Annotated in this window: 8 protein-coding genes; 6 read left to right on the plus strand and 2 right to left on the minus strand. The window is 54.2% G+C overall.

The annotated features are described in order from the left end of the window. The first annotated feature begins 52 nt into the window (after nucleotides 1-52). The gene (locus ACYVHB_RS04770; RefSeq protein WP_461050130.1) at nucleotides 53-2,779 is read left to right on the plus strand and encodes a T9SS type A sorting domain-containing protein; all 2,727 of its coding nucleotides are present in this window, start codon (nucleotides 53-55) and stop codon (nucleotides 2,777-2,779) included. Nucleotides 2,780-2,873: 94 nt separating this feature from the next. After that, entirely contained in the window at nucleotides 2,874-4,172 is a 1,299-nt protein-coding gene (locus tag ACYVHB_RS04775; protein ID WP_461050132.1) for a D-alanyl-D-alanine carboxypeptidase/D-alanyl-D-alanine-endopeptidase, read from the plus strand. Between the two features lie 117 nt (nucleotides 4,173-4,289). On the opposite strand, the gene ACYVHB_RS04780 is transcribed toward ACYVHB_RS04775, so the two are convergent. Next, on the minus strand, nucleotides 4,290-9,275 hold the full coding sequence (locus tag ACYVHB_RS04780; RefSeq protein ID WP_461050134.1) for a putative Ig domain-containing protein: 4,986 nt from the start codon (nucleotides 9,273-9,275) through the stop codon (nucleotides 4,290-4,292). 184 nt (nucleotides 9,276-9,459) lie between these two features. Next, nucleotides 9,460-10,764, minus strand: a complete 1,305-nt coding sequence (locus ACYVHB_RS04785; RefSeq protein ID WP_461050136.1) for an APC family permease — start codon at nucleotides 10,762-10,764, stop codon at nucleotides 9,460-9,462. 61 nt (nucleotides 10,765-10,825) lie between these two features. Between ACYVHB_RS04785 and crcB the strand changes: the two genes are divergently transcribed. From crcB to ACYVHB_RS04805, 4 genes are all read left to right on the plus strand, one after another. Then, nucleotides 10,826-11,284, plus strand: coding sequence for a fluoride efflux transporter CrcB (crcB, locus tag ACYVHB_RS04790; RefSeq protein WP_461050138.1), 459 nt, complete (start codon nucleotides 10,826-10,828; stop codon nucleotides 11,282-11,284). A gap of 4 nt (nucleotides 11,285-11,288) precedes the next feature. Next, on the plus strand, nucleotides 11,289-12,758 hold the full coding sequence (locus ACYVHB_RS04795; protein ID WP_461050140.1) for a M14 family zinc carboxypeptidase: 1,470 nt from the start codon (nucleotides 11,289-11,291) through the stop codon (nucleotides 12,756-12,758). Nucleotides 12,759-12,970: 212 nt separating this feature from the next. Beyond that, nucleotides 12,971-15,862 (plus strand): TonB-dependent receptor, encoded by a 2,892-nt coding sequence (locus ACYVHB_RS04800; protein ID WP_461050142.1) that lies wholly within the window; start codon nucleotides 12,971-12,973, stop codon nucleotides 15,860-15,862. A 60-nt stretch (nucleotides 15,863-15,922) separates the two neighbouring features. After that, nucleotides 15,923-17,617: an IPT/TIG domain-containing protein gene (locus ACYVHB_RS04805; RefSeq protein ID WP_461050144.1), complete on the plus strand. Its 1,695-nt coding sequence runs from the start codon at nucleotides 15,923-15,925 to the stop codon at nucleotides 17,615-17,617. The last annotated feature ends 458 nt before the right edge of the window (nucleotides 17,618-18,075 follow it).

Consider the following 18,075-nt stretch of genomic DNA (forward strand, 5'->3'; position numbering starts at 1 on the left):
CCCGCCCCAACTAAACGTACGTTAAGTATTGACCCAAGTTTACGAAATCTACATGCTTTATCGGAATTTATCGGCCCGGCCCGGATTGGACCGGCCTGGACTGACCCGGCCAATCCGGGCCGGGCTTGCGCTGGTGTGGCGTATCGCAGCCGGACTTACGCTGCCCCTGCTGGTGCAGGGCCAACCTATTTCCCCAACTGGAACGGTTAAATCGACGCCATCGGCTCCCACGGGGGCTTACGGCCAACTGGCCCGGCAACTGCACGCGGTTCTGCCTCCTCAAAAAACCATATGCTACAAGACTGAGCGGGACGTGTTCACCCGGATTCTGCCGCCCGACGCTTTTTTGAGGGGACGCCAAAATCCCAGGGCGCGGCAAGCGCCTACAGCGCAGATTGTTGTCACTTATTCCGGTTTTTCGCCCGAGGCACAAACCGCTTTTCAATACGCCGTCGACATCTGGGCAAACATCATTGTGTCGTCGGTGCCCATCCGCATTCAGGCCAACTGGAGTCAGCAGGACCGGGGTGTTCTGGGTTCCGCCGGACCGACCACGATAGAGGTCGGCTCCGATGGCACTCAGAAAGCAAACGGCATTTATCCGATTGCGCTGGCCGAAAAAATTGCCCGGCGGCAGCTCAACAATCCGGGCGAACCAGATATAGAGGCTGATTTTAATCGTAACAACAATTGGTATTACGGCTTAGATGCCAATCCACCCGCCGGACAAACGGACCTGGTTTCCGTTGTGTTGCACGAGATATGCCACGGCCTGGGCTTCATCGGGTACTTCACTGCGCCCGAAAACGGGAACGTCGGCCAATACCTGTCGAATGGTTTCCCGGGGGTGTACGACCATTTCATTGAGAATAATCAGGGGCAGCGCTTAGTGTCGTCGACGGACGCTTTTCCCGACAACTCGACGCTCCTGTTTCGGCAATTCACGGGCAATAACCTGTTCTTCAACGGGCCGATCCTGAGACGCAATACGGGTCAACGCGCCAAGCTCTACGCGCCATCCACCTTTGACCGGGGATCGAGTCTGTATCACCTTGACGAAAATACCTACCCCGCCCGAGACCCTAATTCACTGATGACGCCCCAGTTGGCCAATGCCGAAGCTATTCACTCGCCGGGGCCGCTGGTATTGAACGCGCTGCTGGACATGGAATGGAAAACAACGTCGGTGCTGCACGAGCCGCTGGAAAGCAGCGAAGATATCAGGGATTTGGTGTTCAGTACCCACGTCATCAGCGACACAACCATCGCGAATGGGTCGGTGCGGCTGTTCTACCGCAAAGGTCCGCCCATGGCCACCGATTCGACGGTTACGGCGGTTACGCCCGCCCGGGTTGGCACCACCGACGAGTACCGATACACACTCCCGGCTGCTCAGGCGCAGGGCGACATCTGGTATTATTTTCAGGCGCAGGATGCGTCGGGCCGGGCGTTTACGAACCCCGGTAAACTGCCCGCCGGTCAGCAGTCTTATCACCGCGTTCTGGTTGGACCGGACAACGTCCCACCAACCGTTCGCTACAGCCCGCCGAAGAACTTCATTTTCACGACCGCCGTGGCTGATAGTTTGCCGATTTACGTCCGTATTTCGGACAACCGGCCAACGGGTATCGACACGGCCTATGTAGAGTATCAACTTAACGGACAAGCTCAGCCCGCCTTGCCGCTGCGCTACAGCCGGAGTCCCATTGACGGTATTTTGTACGATAGTGTGTATGTGAACCAGATTATTCTCCCGGCGAACTCGCTCAAAGTGGGTGACAAACTGACATACCGAATTGTGGCGCGGGATTCGTCGCGGGCCAGAAACCAAACCGTTAACCCCGCAACGGGCTTTTATGACTTAACGGTCGTGGCCCCGCAAGCCCCGCGCAACCAGTATGCTAATAACTTTCAGGGTACCACAGCCTCCACTGATTTTGTTAGTTACGGTTTCAGCGTAACCACACCGGCCAGTTTTTCTAATCCGGCGGTCCATTCAGAGCACCCCTATCGCAGTGGCAGCAGCTACCAGTTTCAAAGCAACTATGAATACGTGCTGCTGGCGCCAATCACGCTCAAGGCTGATCCCGACAGTGCAGTCATGCGCTACGATGAGATTGTGCTGGTGGAGCCGAATGAGCAGGGAAGCCGGTTTGGTGATGAAGGTTTCTTTGATTACGTGATTGTAGAAGGCTCCAGCAACAACGGGCGAACCTGGCGGCCACTGCTCGACGGTTACAGTTCCAGCGCTCAAAGCGACTGGCTGACGACGTTCAACCGTAGTTTTGCGCCGGGCCAGTCGAACGAGCAGAATTCAACGGCGGTGGGAACGCCATCGCTCTACAAACGGCGGACCGTATCGTTGTTAGAAACGGGAAATTTTCGGGCGGGGCAAACGATCTTGATTCGGTTCCGGCTCTTTGCCGATCAATTAGTGAATGGTTGGGGCTGGGCCATTGATAACCTGGAAATACAGGTGCCACCCCCACCGCCAATACTCGCCAGCGAACCAGTGAGCGCCGGTCGATTCACGGTCTATCCAAATCCGGTTAGTACGGGCCTGATTCGAGTTGAAGCCGATCTCAACAGACCGATTGCCGAAGCGGCATTAACCGTCACCGGACCCACCGGTCAGGCGCTCCGGCAATCGACCGTTAAAGTGGGCGGTACGACGTTTAGCCAGCAACTTGACCTGAGTCAGCTACCGGCGGGTTTGTATTTCGTCCGGCTGAAAGCGGGTGATGCTGTGATGACGCAAAAGATCGTTATTGCGCGGTGAGTATGGGTGGGTGTTCGAGTGCGTGAGTGACTAAGTGTGTAAGTTTATAGGGTACTTACGCACTTAGTCACTCACGTACTTAAACACCTTCTTCGTGAAACACCTCTTTCTTGCTGTTGTAGTCGGGTGCTTATTAGTTAGTTGTTCGCCAGCCCGGCGCATTGCCCGCGACCTGCGCACGAATTCCATCTATGCCAACCATGCTGCCGGGGTTGCACTGTATGATCCGGCCACAGGCAAATACCTAATTCAGCACAACGCCAACCGGCCGTTCACCCCGGCGTCGAACACAAAACTGTTTACGTTTTACGCCGGTCTACTGACCCTGCCCGACTCGCTGCCGACGTTGCTTTATATCGTCCGGCCAGGCGTGGCTCAGCCCGATTCGCTGATTTTCTGGGGAACGGGTAACCCGCTCCTGCTCCATCCCGACCTGCCCGACACAAGCGCACTATCTTTTCTGCGCAGCCGACCTGAACGATTGTTTTTCTCCCCGGCTAATTACGATGGCCCGCGCTATGGGCCGGGCTGGGCGTGGGACGATTATAATGATGACTACTCATCTGAATTAGCGCCGATGCCGATTTATGGGAACGTTGTCCGGTTTACGGATGGACACAGTAGCCCGTATCGGTTCAAGGACAGCCTACAAACAGCGCCCGATGCGGAGCCAGTGAAGGATATTCGTCGTGCCGAATTCAGTAATCAGTTTGTGCGCCCCGCCCGTGGCACAATTACCCGTCAGGACGTGCCGTTCCGATGGTCAGCCCACCTAACGGCTCAGTTGCTGGCCGATACGTTGCACCGTCCCGTCGAAATTATCAACCAGTCCACCCCCACGTCGGTCCGGGTGTTGCGCGGTTCGCCAACCGACTCGCTTTATAAACGGATGTTGCACGTGAGCGATAACCAGTTTGCCGAGCAGGTTCTGTTCATGGTGTCGGCTGAGCGCGGTCTGATATCGCCCGGCTCGGCTCGGCTTCATCCGGTGGCCGAGTTACGTCGGATGGCCGACTCGGTGCTGCGCTACCCGGCCGCTTCGGCAAAATGGGTGGACGGGTCGGGGTTATCGCGGTACAATCTCTTCACGCCCAACGTCCTGATCGACCTGTTAACGAAGATTGCGGCTATTGTGCCGCAGCAACGGCTGTTTGCGTTGCTCCCGGCGGCTGGTCAGTCAGGTACGTTACGGGGACTGGCGATGACAGGTAAGCCTTATATTTTCGCCAAATCCGGTTCGCTAAGTGGGGTCTACAACCTGAGCGGCTATATCGTGACTAAACGGGGTAAAACGCTCTATTTCAGCGTTATGAACAATAATTTTACGGGGTCAGTGGCCGCCGTGCGTCGGCAGACGACGGAGTTGCTCCGGCAAATTCATGAGCGGTTCTAAACGAGAAGACCCCACTATCTTCTAATCATCGGATTAGAAGATAGTGGGGTCTTCGGTAAACGACGAGCAGCTAAGGGCTATTAGTACGCCGGTGGCCGTTCGTTTTCAGGTTTTGGTTTACTCTGTTTTCAGCACTTTCACCGTCTGCACCTGAGTCGGGGTACTGGCCCGCAGCAACAGTATTCCCGCCGACTGTCGGCCAATCTGGAAGCTATGCCGCTCAACCGACGTTGCCTGCTCCACCTGATGCGAGCCGATGACTTGCCCACGCAAGTCGGTCAGGGTCAGCCGCAACGGCTGACCGGCCGTGCCCGTTACCTCTACGGATAGCTGCCCGTTTTGAGTCGGGTTACCCAGCACGCGAACGCTTAGTGTAGCCACTGGCTCAACCCCGACCCTCGCTCCACTGCCGCTGTTGCAGGCTGTCAGCCAGTTGTAGGCAAAACTAACTTCACCGGCTGTCCCGCTCTGCGTCGCTTTGAGGTTGATGACCGGATTGTCGGTATAGAGCCGTAGCGTGTAAGGTCCCGGTGCCGTTGTTGGCGACAATTCGTTGACCACCGAGAAACTGATCGGCTGGCCCGTAGTGCCCGCGTATTGGGGCGTAAAGCTCACCTGCCGCTGCCCCGCGCTAATCACCGTGCAACTCACTGTCGCTACGCCCGTGATAGCGAAGGGAGCGGTGCTGGTCATGGAGGTTCCTGGACTCACCGTGATGGCAAAGCTTGTGGCTACCGACAAACTGCCCGGATCAGTGGCCGTTACCGTCACCGAGAAAGACGATCCCACCGTTGTCGAGGGCGTCCCGCTGATGGTGCTGCCGCTGAAGGTCAGGCCCGGCGGCAACCCGTTGGCCGATAAGGTCAACTGGTTAGGCGTTTCGGCATCGGTGAAAGTGTTGGCCGGAATGGGGTAGCTGAAGCCTTGGCCTACCGTTGCACTCTGGGGCGGGATGGCGTTGGCCACCGTCGGGGCCGTGTTGTTGGGCGTCACCATGCTTAGGCTGTTGCAGGCCGCTAACCAGTTATAGCTAAAGCTGGCTTCCCCTACCGTACCGCTCTGAACCGCTTTGAGGGTAATAACCGGGTTATCGGGGTACAGGCTGAGCGAGTAAGGACCCGGAGCCGTCGTCGGCGACAACTCGTTGACTACCGAGAAGCTGATCGGCTGACCATTCAGACCCGCATACCGGGGGGTGAAGTTGATGTTGATACGATTAGCCACCGGTGTACAGTCGATGGTCGTTACGCCTGTGATACTGAAGGCTCCCGTGGGGGTCATTGAGGCCGCTGGACTCACCGTAATGGTGAAGCTCGTAGCGACCGACAAACTGCCCGGATCAGTGGCCGTTATCGTCACCGAGAAAGGCGATCCCACCGTTGTCGAGGGCGTCCCGCTGATGGTGCTGCCACTGAAAGTCAGGCCCGGCGGCAACCCGTTGGCCGATAAGGTCAACTGATTGGGCGTTTCGGCATCGGTAAAGGTGTTGGCCGGGACGGGGTAGCTAAAGCCTTGCCCCACGGTTGCACTCTGGGGCGGGATGGCATTTGCTACCGTAGGAGCCGTGTTGTTGGGGGTCACCATGCTCAGACTGTTGCAGGCCGCTAACCAGTTATAGCTAAAGCTGGTTTCCCCTGCCGTCCCGCTCTGAACCGCCTTCAGGATAATGGTCGGGTTGTCAGAGTAAAGCTGCAGCGTATAGGGTCCGGGAGCCGTCGTCGGTGACAATTCATTGACCACCGAGAAGCTGATCGGCTGCCCATTCAGGCCTGCATAGCGGGGGTTAAAATTGATGTTGATCCGATTGGCCACCGGCGTACAGTCGATGGTCGTCACGCCCGTGATGGCGAAGGGGGCCGTAGGTGTCACCACTGCCGGATTCACCGTGATGGTAAATGTCGTACTGGCCGACAGACTGCCCGGATCGGTGGCCGTCACCGTTACACTCGATACCCCCGACATACTGGGTGTACCGGATATGATACGCGTAGCCGGATCGAAGTTGAAGCCGTTCGTGGGACTGATGCTGGCGGTGTAGCTCAGCGAGTTGGGCGTCTCGTCGGAGAAGGCGTTGACGGTGTACGTGAAGGCCACGCCCACCGTAGCCGTTTGGTTGGCATTGGACGTGGCAACGGGTGGCTGGTTAGCCGGGCTGACTGTTGTCACCGTGACGCTGGTGGTGCTGGTGCAGCCACTGCTGTTGGCAACGGTCACCGAGTAGGGACCCGCCGTGGCCGAGATACTGGCCGTTGTCTCGCCCGTTGACCAGGTGAAACTGGTTCCCCCCGATGCGGTCAGTGTTGTGCTGCCGCCCGGAGAAACGGTCAGGGTGCCAACGATGGTGGCAATGGGATTGGCGACACCCGTCACAGTGGCCGTAGCCGTAGCCGAGCAACTGCCCGAACTCACCGTCACCGAGTAAGTACCCGCCGTGGCCGAGATGGTGGCCGTCGTTTCGCCCGTGCTCCACAGGAAGCTGCTGCCGCCCGATGCGGTGAGCACCGTGGACTGGCCTGAACACACCGTTGAGGCTCCGCTGATAGTGGCTGTGATTAAGGCATCAACCGTGACGACGGCAGTACCCGAATTGGCAACGCTGCACGCGCCACTTTTGACCACGGCGCGGTAGTACGTGGTTTGGGATAAGTTACTTAACGTCAGGCTCGTAGTGGTGTTGGCAATGTCGGTCGGGCTACTGAAATCAGCGCTGGGTGCCGACTGCCACTTCTGAACGGTTCCTACATTGCCCGATAGGGTCAGCGTGGTGCTGTTGGTTCCCGCGCATACGGTCGTGCTGCCCGCGACGGTGCCGCCTACGGTTTGGGGATCAACGGTAATAGTGGTCTGAACGAAAGGACTCAGACACGACGGTCCATTCTCACACCGAACGTTGTAGATGGTGTTGGCCGTGAGCGCAGTCGTCGTAAAGGGCGAGCCGGTAAACAGCAACCCAGTGCCCGCAGCATCATACCAGTTCACCGTTCCCACGCTGCACGTGGCCGACAGCGATGTGACACTACCCGTGCAGATTGTCGTTTGATTCGTTGCGGCTAATACCGGAACAGTGGGTGTGGTGCAGGCTGCGTATATAGCGACGTCGTCAATAGCAACTCCTGCCAGTTGAACGCTATTGTCGGAGCGGAGTCTTATCTTGATTCTGACGGTTTTTCCTTTGAACGCACTGATGTCCGCGAAATAAGTCCCCCAACCCGATGCCATCCCCACGTTTACGGTCGGATTGCCCAGCACTACGTTTTGGGTGGCACCTAACCAAGTGAATACGTTTTGTGTCGTACCGCTGCCGCCCACTTCCTCAACGTACACATCCAGATTGTCGAAAGTGGCACTCTCCATCTGGTACTTCATAGCCCAGCTCAACGTAATGGTATTGGACGTTACACCGGTCAGGTCAATGTCTGCTGATTCCAACAGTTGATTACTGTTTATCTCGTACGTCCCGGTCAAATCAGTTTTCCAGCAGTTCACCCCACTGTTAGCCGTTGTAAAAGCTGCAATCCCAGGAGTCGCCGGGGTATTAGGCGTTCCCCGCGCCCACTCGTCGGCCGCGCCGGAGTGCGTAAAACCACCGTCACTGCTTTCAAAATTCTGGCTGTAGATGGTTGTGGCGGTAGACAGGCTTGCCGGGGTCGTATCTTCCAGCACGTCCAGCGACCAGGCGGTAAGTGTTCCACCGGACGCATTGGCCCCATCATCGTACAGGGTCAATGTCCAGGTTCCGTTGGTTTTCATGCCTTTCAACTGGTCCAGTTTAGAACCAAGCTCCGGCATTAGTCCAACGGGTTTTAACACCACGAAACTCGGTGGTATCGCATTATAATCATCAAACCGTACATCCATCTGGATTTCCCCACCGGCTGCCGTAGCGCCTATATCGGTAAACAAGGCAATCTGGTTCCCTTCCGGCGTGGTGAGCATCGCGTCTATATCCGCCATCAGGGCATGATTGAGCGTAATGCGTACGGCTAAGTCTTTGATTAGTTTGGTGTCAGGAATCGTGATGGTCGACGTTACACTACCCGTGCCTGGACCGATTGTTTTTGGGACATCTGCCGATGCGTAATTCGCGTAGCCGGGAATGGCATCGAGTTTGGCAGCCGAAAGCGTGTAGGTGGCCGTTGGCCCGCCGGTGGCTGGGGTGGCTGAATCGACAAACAGGTAATACGTTCCGGTTTCTTTAACGGTAAAAAAGAAGGCTTCCGACGGGATGGTCGGATTAGGTGTTTCAGTAGCTCCGGCATCATTCACGACCACTATCTGATTAGCAGCATCGCCAAACTGGGCAAACCCCAAGCGGCCGTTCCAGGTAACGCCATCCCGCTCCGGGTCTAAATCCAGACTCAGGAACACCGTCTCGCCAGCCACTAAGTTTAAGGCAAACCAGTCCTGTTCGGTGGCTGCGGCCGGGTTCCTCGACCCGCTGATCCAGCCACTGGCCGGTGCATCATTAGCCGTTGCGGGGGTATCGTTGCCTTCCACTTCAGGCGTAGGGCTACCACTTTGCACCTTCAGGTACAGATCATACGACCGTATGCTGGTTGTCGCGGCCGTAAAGTCATTTATTTTCAGGTAGTACGTACCCGACGCAGGAATAATAGCCCCGGCAATGGATGATGAAAGCGCGGCAAACGAACCATTATCGTCATCAAATTCAAGCACCGTGGTGCCATCTGACGCAATCAGACTGAGCTGGCTATCGGTCGAACTACCCGCACTGAACGCCGTCATCACAGCCGCATGAACGCGATCACCCGCGTTTGCCGTAAACGAATAGAAATCAATATCGCCATTTGGAAAAAGATTCCCACGTAGCCTCACCGAAGTAGAACCCAGTGGCATGGCCGTAGCCGCTGTGTTATTCGACTCATTAAGGCCTTCTTCCTTGGCAATCATTGAACTACCCAACGGAATGGCTTTTGTAGAGTTACCGGCAGGAATAAACCCGGCAGGCATTGACAATACACGTATATCTGTTGTGTCGGCTTGGGGTGGTTCTTTGGAACCTGGTTCGTTGGAAGGTGCCTTTTGGCTGAAAGCCGAAATAAGAGACAGAAAGAACAGCAGGGTGGTAAAAATCTTTTTCATGAGAGAGGTGGAATAAGGGTGAATTGTGGAGGAGCTATACGCTTGATATATAGCCTTTTCCGCTGATAGGTATATTTTATCAGTAGATAAGTCAAATGAAAGTTATTTTTCTGAAATAAAGAAATAATTGAAATTAATTGGGACGATTGCATGAACTAAATCTTGACTTTCCAGTAGTCGCTACTCACTTTTTTATGAGCAAATACACCGGGTAACTCACCGCAATGAATCCAATGGCGTAAAGGCTGCTCGAAAAGTCACCGATGACAACGCCCGCTAAAAATGCCAGCGATATCAGTAGTAACGTCCAGGTGGTAAATGGATAGCCCCACGCCCGCACCGGCCGGGGGAGGTCAGGTTCAGTTTGGCGAAGCCGGATCAGGGCTGCGAAACTCGCTGCGTAGCAGAGCACGAAGAAAAACGTGGCGATGTCGGAGAGTTGGCTGTACGTATTGGTCAGAATCATACCAATAGACGCAACCGCCGTCAGCAAGGTGGCATAGGCGGGGGTGCCGCCCGCGTTGACTACCGTAGCGAACTTGAAAAACAGCCCGTCGCGGGCCATCGCGAAGATTACGCGGGGATTGAACATGATCTGGGCGTTGATGATGCCCATGATCGAAATCATCAGCAGAAACGTCACAATCTGTGCCCCGCGCGCCCCGAAGAGCAACTGCACGGCATCGGAGGCCGGAAGTTTGGAACCCGCCAGCGTCTGCACGGGCAGGACGTAGAGCAACGCCAGGTTAACCAGGATATAAATGCCGATGATCAGCGAAACACCGCTAATCATGGAGCGGGGCAGGTTGCGGCTTGGGTCAACGTCCTCTTCGGTAAAGTAAGCTGCCGTTTGCCAGCCGTCATACGTATAAAAGACAGATTGCAGCGCGGCTAATATACCCAGCCACATGCCTCCCTCGGCCAACGGACGGACGTCGGCGGGCGACACCAACGCTGTTTTCTCGGGTGATGCCGTGAAGCAAACAAGGACAAACGCCAGCAGCCCCACGGCTTTCAGCACACTCATTATCTCCTGCGCCCGGCTGGCCGAGCGAACGCCAAGCCAGTGGAAACCCACAAATGCCAGCAGAATGCTGATGGCAACCCCCTTTTGATAGTCGATCAGGGCAGGAACCAGCAAGCCGATGTATTCGCTCATAACGGCAGCTCCAAAAGCCATAGCCGACACGCTGCCGAGCCAACTGCTGATGCCGATGATGAAGCCCACGTAGTTACCAAACGCTCGCCGGACATACACGTACCACGCTCCAACCGTGGGTAACATGGTCCCTAACTCAATTACCGAGAGTGCCCCCACCAGCGCATACAGCCCAACGGCTAACCAAACGGCGATGATGAGCACCGGGTTGCCCAGGTCCTGCGCAATGGGGCCGGGTTTTCGCAAAATGCCGGTGCCGATGGTGCCGCCAATGGTGACCGCCACGCCGAAGCCAACGCCCAACAGTTTCTTAAGTTGATTTTGAGCCATGGAGCTGGAATAATATACTGGTTTTGCTTCTTTATACCATCGAATCAATGGCTGTTTGGCAATGATAGCGAAAAAGACAGCACCCCGGCCGAACAGGAGCGACCAACGGCTCTGTAGTACCGTCTTTTTCGCTATTATTGCCCGCATGAAAGCGTATCTGCTGGTTTTTATGGGTGGGGGCGTGGGCAGTTTGCTGCGTTATCACATCGGACGGTTTCTGCCCGCTACACTTATAAGGACGCCATTTCCGACCGCTATTCTGCTCGTCAATGTGGCAGCCAGCGCCTTGCTGGGCGTTGTGATGGGGTGGGCACTGGGCAGGACAATGGGCGAGGAAACGCGGTTACTGATGGGGGTGGGTTTTTGTGGTGGACTAAGCACGTTTTCCAGCTTTAGCTATGACACGCTTGCGTTGCTGCAAAACGGCCACACCGGAGCCGCACTTCTCAACATTGGCCTGAACGTAGTATTGTGCTTACTCGCTTCGGCAGTTGGGTTAATTCTTGGACAAAAAATGTAAGCAGATGAAAACACGAATCGGGCAACTTGCATCAATAGTATTCGTGTCTCTCTTTTTTTCGATGACTCAGGCACAGGAGATGGCGCGTCGGCTGCACGATGCGCACCGTACGTATGAAGAGCAGGCGTTTACGCACCGCCGGTTCAAGCACCGCGACATTGTTCCGCTATTGGACAGCCTGAACGGGCAGGGACCGCTGTCCGTCAGTCAGGTGGGCGAGTCGCAGGAAAAGCGGGCTATTTATCAGGTGACAGCCGGAACAGGACCGGCCAAAATTCTGCTCTGGAGCCAGATGCACGGTAACGAAGCGACCGCCACAATGGCGCTGTTCGACCTATTCAACTTTCTGAAAACCGAAAACGACGGGTTCGACAGCCTGCGGCAGGTGATTCTGGCCAGTACAACGCTCTACGCTGTGCCGATGCTCAACCCCGACGGGGCCGAGCGGTTTCAGCGCCGAACCGCCACCGACATCGACATGAACCGCGATGCCCTCCGGCTCCAAACCCCCGAAGGTCGATTGCTCAAAAACCTACAGCAGACGCTAAAACCACTCGTGGGTTTCAACCTGCACGACCAAAATCCACTTTATAACGTAGGCAGAACTAGTAAACAGGCAGTAATTTCGTTTTTAGCCACGGCCTATGACCCCGCCCGGAGCGTGAACGAGGTGCGGCAGCGGTCCATGCAGCTTATAGTGGGCATGAACCGGGTGCTGCAACAGTTCGTGCCGGGGCAAATAGCCCGCTATGACGACGAGTTTGAACCACGGGCCTTTGGCGACAACATTCAGAAGTGGGGAACCACGCTGATTCTGATCGAATCGGGTGGCTACGCGGGCGACGCAGAGAAAATGACAATCCGTCGGCTGAATTTCGTCGCCATTCTAACCGCTCTGATCGCTCTTGCCGATGAATCGTATAAACAGGAGCGTATTGCCGAGTATCAGGCTATTCCCGAAAATGGCCGCGCTCTGTTCGACGTGCTGATTCGGAACGCGACGGTTGTGCGGAACGGCAAGCCCGTTGTGCTGGACATTGGTATTAACCGGCAGGAGGTCAACACAGACTCGGCCCGGACGTTCCGGTATAAAAGTGTCGTCGAAGACATTGGCGACCTATCAACGTTTCACGGTCTGGAAGAAATCGACGCCACCGGTTTGACCTTATCCGCTGCCCGCGTTCACACTACTATGATCGACTCGGTGGCAGACCTGCGCCGGTTGGATTTAGCGGCTCTACGCAACGAAGGAGTAACAGTATTCAAGGTCAAAAGATCTAAAAAAGAGAGCTACCCTTCGCAACCGGTACATCTGCTTTACGATGGTAAACTTCCCGCCCGTCCCCTGCTTCTGGGCCAGATTCCTACCTTCCTCCTGAAGCGGGGAAACCAGATTCTGTACAATTTCGTCAATGGTTTCTGGCAGGAAGACCCGATAAGTGCAATTGGAACCTCAAATGGCATTACCGAATAAAGTAGCTGCAAGCGCTAATTAAACGGTAGAAAAAGTAGATACATAAGTTATGCACAGAATTATCATTGGCATTTATTTAGTAGAGTTAACATATTGATTTATAGGATGTTATCGTTGTGTCTAAATATAATCCAGGCGTAACACTTGGGTAACGTTGGCGTAATATTGGGCTGGTAGCTTTGCGGTGCGAAAGCGATACCAACTAATCCAATATGAAACGGAACGTATTACTTACTCTATTCTCTCTGCTTCCCTTTGCCCTTCTGGCACAAACCGGCACCGTCCGGGGCATTATCAAAGACGGTAAAACCAAAGAGGCTCTCATCGGTTGCACCGTCCAGATAGGCGGTACTCAACTCGGTACCACCACCGACATTGAAGGCGCTTTCACGCTCGCCAACGTACCCGCCGGAACACAGAACGTCGTTATCTCCTACGTTTCTTACCAGACGAAGACCATTCCAAACGTTCGGGTCGAGTCGGGCAACACGACCGCCATTGATACCGAGCTGGACGAAGAAGGCAAGTCCTTGCAAGAAGTGGTTGTGCGGGCTAACCGGGCGACTAATACTGAAATTGCCGTAATCACCGAGATCAAGCAGCTCAAACCCATGGCGGTGGGTATTTCAGCCCAGCAAATTCAGAAATCCCAAGACCGCGATGCCGCAGCGGCCATCCGCCGGGTACCGGGTATTAGTATTGTGGATAACCGCTTTGTATTGATTCGGGGACTGGGTACGCGTTACAACTCTGTATTGATTAATGACGTCATTACACCATCAACAGAAGTAGAATCCCGCTCATTCTCGTTCGACATTGTGCCAAGTAACATACTCGACCGGATGATTGTCTTCAAATCTGGCTCGGCTGAGCTACCGGGTGATTTTGCGGGTGGTGTTATCAAGATCTACACGAAACGTCGGCCTGAGCAGAATTTTACTGATGCCGGTTTCACAATCGGCTACCGGCCCAACACGACCTTTCGTAGTGTACAGACTCACGACCGGGGCGGTTTGAGTGCGGTAGGTTTGTGGAACAAAGATCAGCAAATTCCAACCAGCTTCCCCGCCCGAGCCAACGATTTTAACGCGCTGAGTGCAGCCCAACGGGCCGCTTACGCCCGTCAACTGCCAAATTCGTGGGGACTTCGCCAGATATCGGTTGCCCCCGATCTGCGTTTAGCCGTCAACCTCGGTCGTCGGTTCGATGTAGGTAATACACGTGTTAGCAACCTCACCAGTATCAATTACAGCCTGACGAATCAATACGCTGATGTCGACCTCAGTATTTACCAGAACGGAGCATTAGCCAACGACGTGTTCGAGCGGTATGACGACGCCAACTATCAACGTCAGACGCGTTTGGGCGTTTTGCATAACTGGACGCTGCGTTTCACCCCCCGCTTTACGCTGGAATGGAAAACGCTGTTTAACCTCCTGAGCACGACTGAAACGCTCAACCGGTTAGGTCAGCGTGTGGTTGATGGCGTTGACGTTCAGGCGTTTTCGGAGCGGTTTGAAAACCGTAGTATTGTCAGTACGCAGGTATCAGGCGAACATTCGTTCAGCGAACTGTCCAAATTCAACTGGATTGGTGCTTACAGTTATTCGGGTCGTTGGGAGCCAGACTGGAAGCGGGCACGGTTCCAGCGTGTGAGCGGGTCAACCGGACCGGACGGACAATTGGCCCCGTTCTCGGCAGTTATCCCAAACCAGCCTAATCCAATTGACAATGGCCGGTTCTACTCGACCCTTAACGAGAACGTAGTGTCGCTGATCGGTAACTACGAGCACACGTTTGGTAACCCAACTGATCGTGAGCCAAATCGGGTCAAAGCAGGTTTTTATGGTGAGCAACGTAACCGGGGGTATTCGGCGCGTTTCTACGGCTACGAGCGGGTTGGTAATGTACAAGCTTCTATCACGGGTCAACCGATCAACACCATCTTCAGCCTGGGGAACATAACGGGTCAGCCCGGTGGTTTCTCACTGCTCGACGGAACGAAAGACTTAGATTCATATCGGGGTATTAACACATACGGAGCCGCTTATGTGCAGGGCGACGTTAATCTTGGTTCCCGCGTAAACGTGACGCTGGGTTTCCGGGGAGAGTTCAACAACCAAACGCTGCGTTCTGACATTAATTTGGTGCCGACAGATTTGGTGGACCGGAGCTTGTTCAGCCCATTGCCATCACTTAACCTTATTTACAAACTGAATGAGCGGCAAAACATCCGGTTAGCTTACTCTGCCACCGTGAACCGGCCAGAACTTCGGGAGTTAGCCCCGTTTACCTACTTTGACTTTAACCTACTGGCCGACGTGCGTGGTAATCCGTCCCTGACAACCGCAACCATTCAAAACATAGATGCCAAATACGAGTTTTACCCGACTCCTAATGAAGTAATTTCAGTGACGGGCTTTTTCAAGCAATTTAAGAATCCAATCGAAACATTCCTGTTGCCGACTGCTAATGGCTTGGGGTACACGTTTATTAATGCACAGTCGGCCCGTAACTATGGGGTGGAAATTGAATTCCGTAAAAGCTTCGCTACGTCGTCCAGCATCTTCCTGCAAAATTTACAGTTAGTCGGTAACGCGTCAATTATCAACAGTCGGATCAATTTAGGCCAGTCTGTTACTGGACCGGATTTGAGCGGACGGATCGGCCAGTATGACCTGACTAACATTCAGGCCTCGGAGCGGGCATTAGCCAGTCAGTCGCCCTACCTGATCAACGCCGGTGCTTACTACGCAAACTTGGAGTCGGGTTGGCAGGCTAACATTCTCTACAATGTTGCTGGGCCGCGCATCTTTGCCGTGGGTAATCAGAACCAGCCTACCGTGTATGAGCTGCCTCGAAACGTGATTGACTTGAACGTTGCCCGGACCTTCAAAAAGCAATTTGAGGTTCGATTGGGCATCCAGGATATTTTGAACGCGCCGGTTCGCTTCGCGCAGGATTACAATGACGACAGCAAAATTGGTAGCGATGTTACGTCGCAAAACGCCACCGCTGACCAGAATGTGCGGGTGTTCCGGCGAGGTCAATATATTACTTTGACTGGCGTGTATACCTTCGGCCGACGCATCATAGTTCCTTAATTAATAATACCCTGATAAGTTAAATAAGCTAATAAACGTTAAACCAAATCCAATCTGTTTATGAATTTCATCAAACGCTGGCCTTATCTCCTGCTTCTCATAGTGGGTCTGTTCGCAGTCGTATCGGCTTGTAAAAACGAAACTGAACAACCTGCCCCGGTAACGACAATTACAAGCATCAACCCGACATCGGCACCGGTCGGCTCAACGATTGTTATCACGGGTACCAACTTTAACACAACCCCCGCCAGCAACAGTGTCACCTTTGGTACGGTGCCTGCACAGGTTGTTTCTGCAACGTCGACGCAATTAGTAGTAACAGTGCCACAAAACCCCGGTACTACCATTTCAGTTGTTGCCAATGGCCAAACGGCTCAGTTTAGTGGCTCGTTCAGCGCGGCTGACAAGCCGATTGAGGAGGTAGTTACCAGTATTACAGCAAACACCAATTGGACAGCTGACAAAGTTTATCTGATTCGTGGGTTCATCTACGTGCGTACGGGAGCGGTGTTGACTATTCAGCCTGGCACAGTAATCAGGGGTGGCGCGGCTGGTACGGACCCATCCGGCCAGGCTCGTGGCGGTACGCTGATCGTTCAACCGGGTGCCCGGATTGAAGCTCGGGGCACGGCAACTCAGCCGATTGTCTTTACGTCAAACGCGGCCGCTGGTCAGCGAGCATACGGCAACTGGGGTGGTCTTGTGCTGATCGGCAGAGCACCAACCAACCGGCCCAGTGCAACACCGATTGAGGGTGGTATTGAAGGTACGTATGGTACATTTAATGAGCCAACTGATAATTCGGGTGTGTTGCAGTACGTACGTATCGAGTTTGCAGGTATTGCCCTGAGTGCGATGGCTAACAGCGAGGTCAACGGCTTAACGTTATACGGCGTTGGCTCGGGTACGACAATCGACCACATTCAAGTGTCGTACAGTGGTGACGATTCGTACGAGTGGTTTGGGGGCACGGTGAATGCTAAATACTTAGTAGCTTACCGTGGTTTCGACGATGATTTTGATACGGACCACGGTTTTATCGGTAAAGTTCAGTTTGCGGTTTCGCTTCGTGATCCAAACGCGGCTGACCAATCGAGATCAAACTGTTTCGAGTCAGATAACTTCAATTCGGGCGAAAATACGGCCGCTCAAGGACCATTGGCCGCTAACAACGGTTTGCCTTACACGCAGCCTATTTTCGCCAACGTAAGTGGTTTTGCCTTCCAAAGCGCACCAAATACCACCAACACGACAGGTGGTAGCGGTGCGTATCAGTCGGCGATGCACCTGCGTCGGAATACCGCCATTAGCATCTACAATTCGGTGTTCAGCGGCTGGCCGGAAGGTCTTCGTTTGGAAGGTCCGGCTACAGGTACGCTGGCGCAGACAACGGCCGGTCGGCTTGACCTGGGTGGTATCACAGTTGCTAACTCACTGACCGCCGTTTTGGGGACAAGTGGTATCACCAACGAACAGGCTACGGCGTTCTTCAACACGGCTGGAAAGAACAATACGGTTGTGGCTTCTGGGGATGTAGCGGCTCTGCTCAATGCACAAACGTTTAACCTGGCAACTCCTAATTTCTTGCCGCCTACGGGTTCGTCGCTGCTGGTTGCTACCGGCGCAATTACGGGTGGTAAATTAGCTGATCCATTCTTCACGGCTGCTCCCTACCGGGGGGCGTTCAACGGAACGGATAACTGGCTGGCGGGTTGGACCAACTTTGATCCGCAGAATACCAATTACAGCCGTTAATTCGGTTGTCTGAAAGAGAATACAATTAAATTTCATATTGGTGTCGCACGAAAGGGCCGGAGCTTTGCTCCGGCTTTTTTCTTGCTCAATAATCAACCTACGTACGTAGCTAATTAAGAGCAGCGAAACGTGCTTAATGTGGTTAGCCAAATTATCAGCAGAAAATGCCGCCTGACGCCCGGCTGCAACTAACAACTCCGCTCAACACAGGAAGCGATAAAGAGCTGATCGCGCGTTACAACGAGAACGCTCATCATATGTACAAGTTTCTTCTTCTCCACACAAGCAAAACAGCGAGCGCGAAACATGCCGAAGTCGGGCATGAACATTGCTATAAAATAAATTGTGTTACTTAATATAAAAACCAGCGTCTAATACGGAAGTAAGTCTATGAACTTTAATCATACATAGCCTTATCCACTGGTAACCCGTAAAGCAACTTGGGTTTCATGAATCAA

Source organism: Spirosoma arcticum (assembly GCF_054779955.1).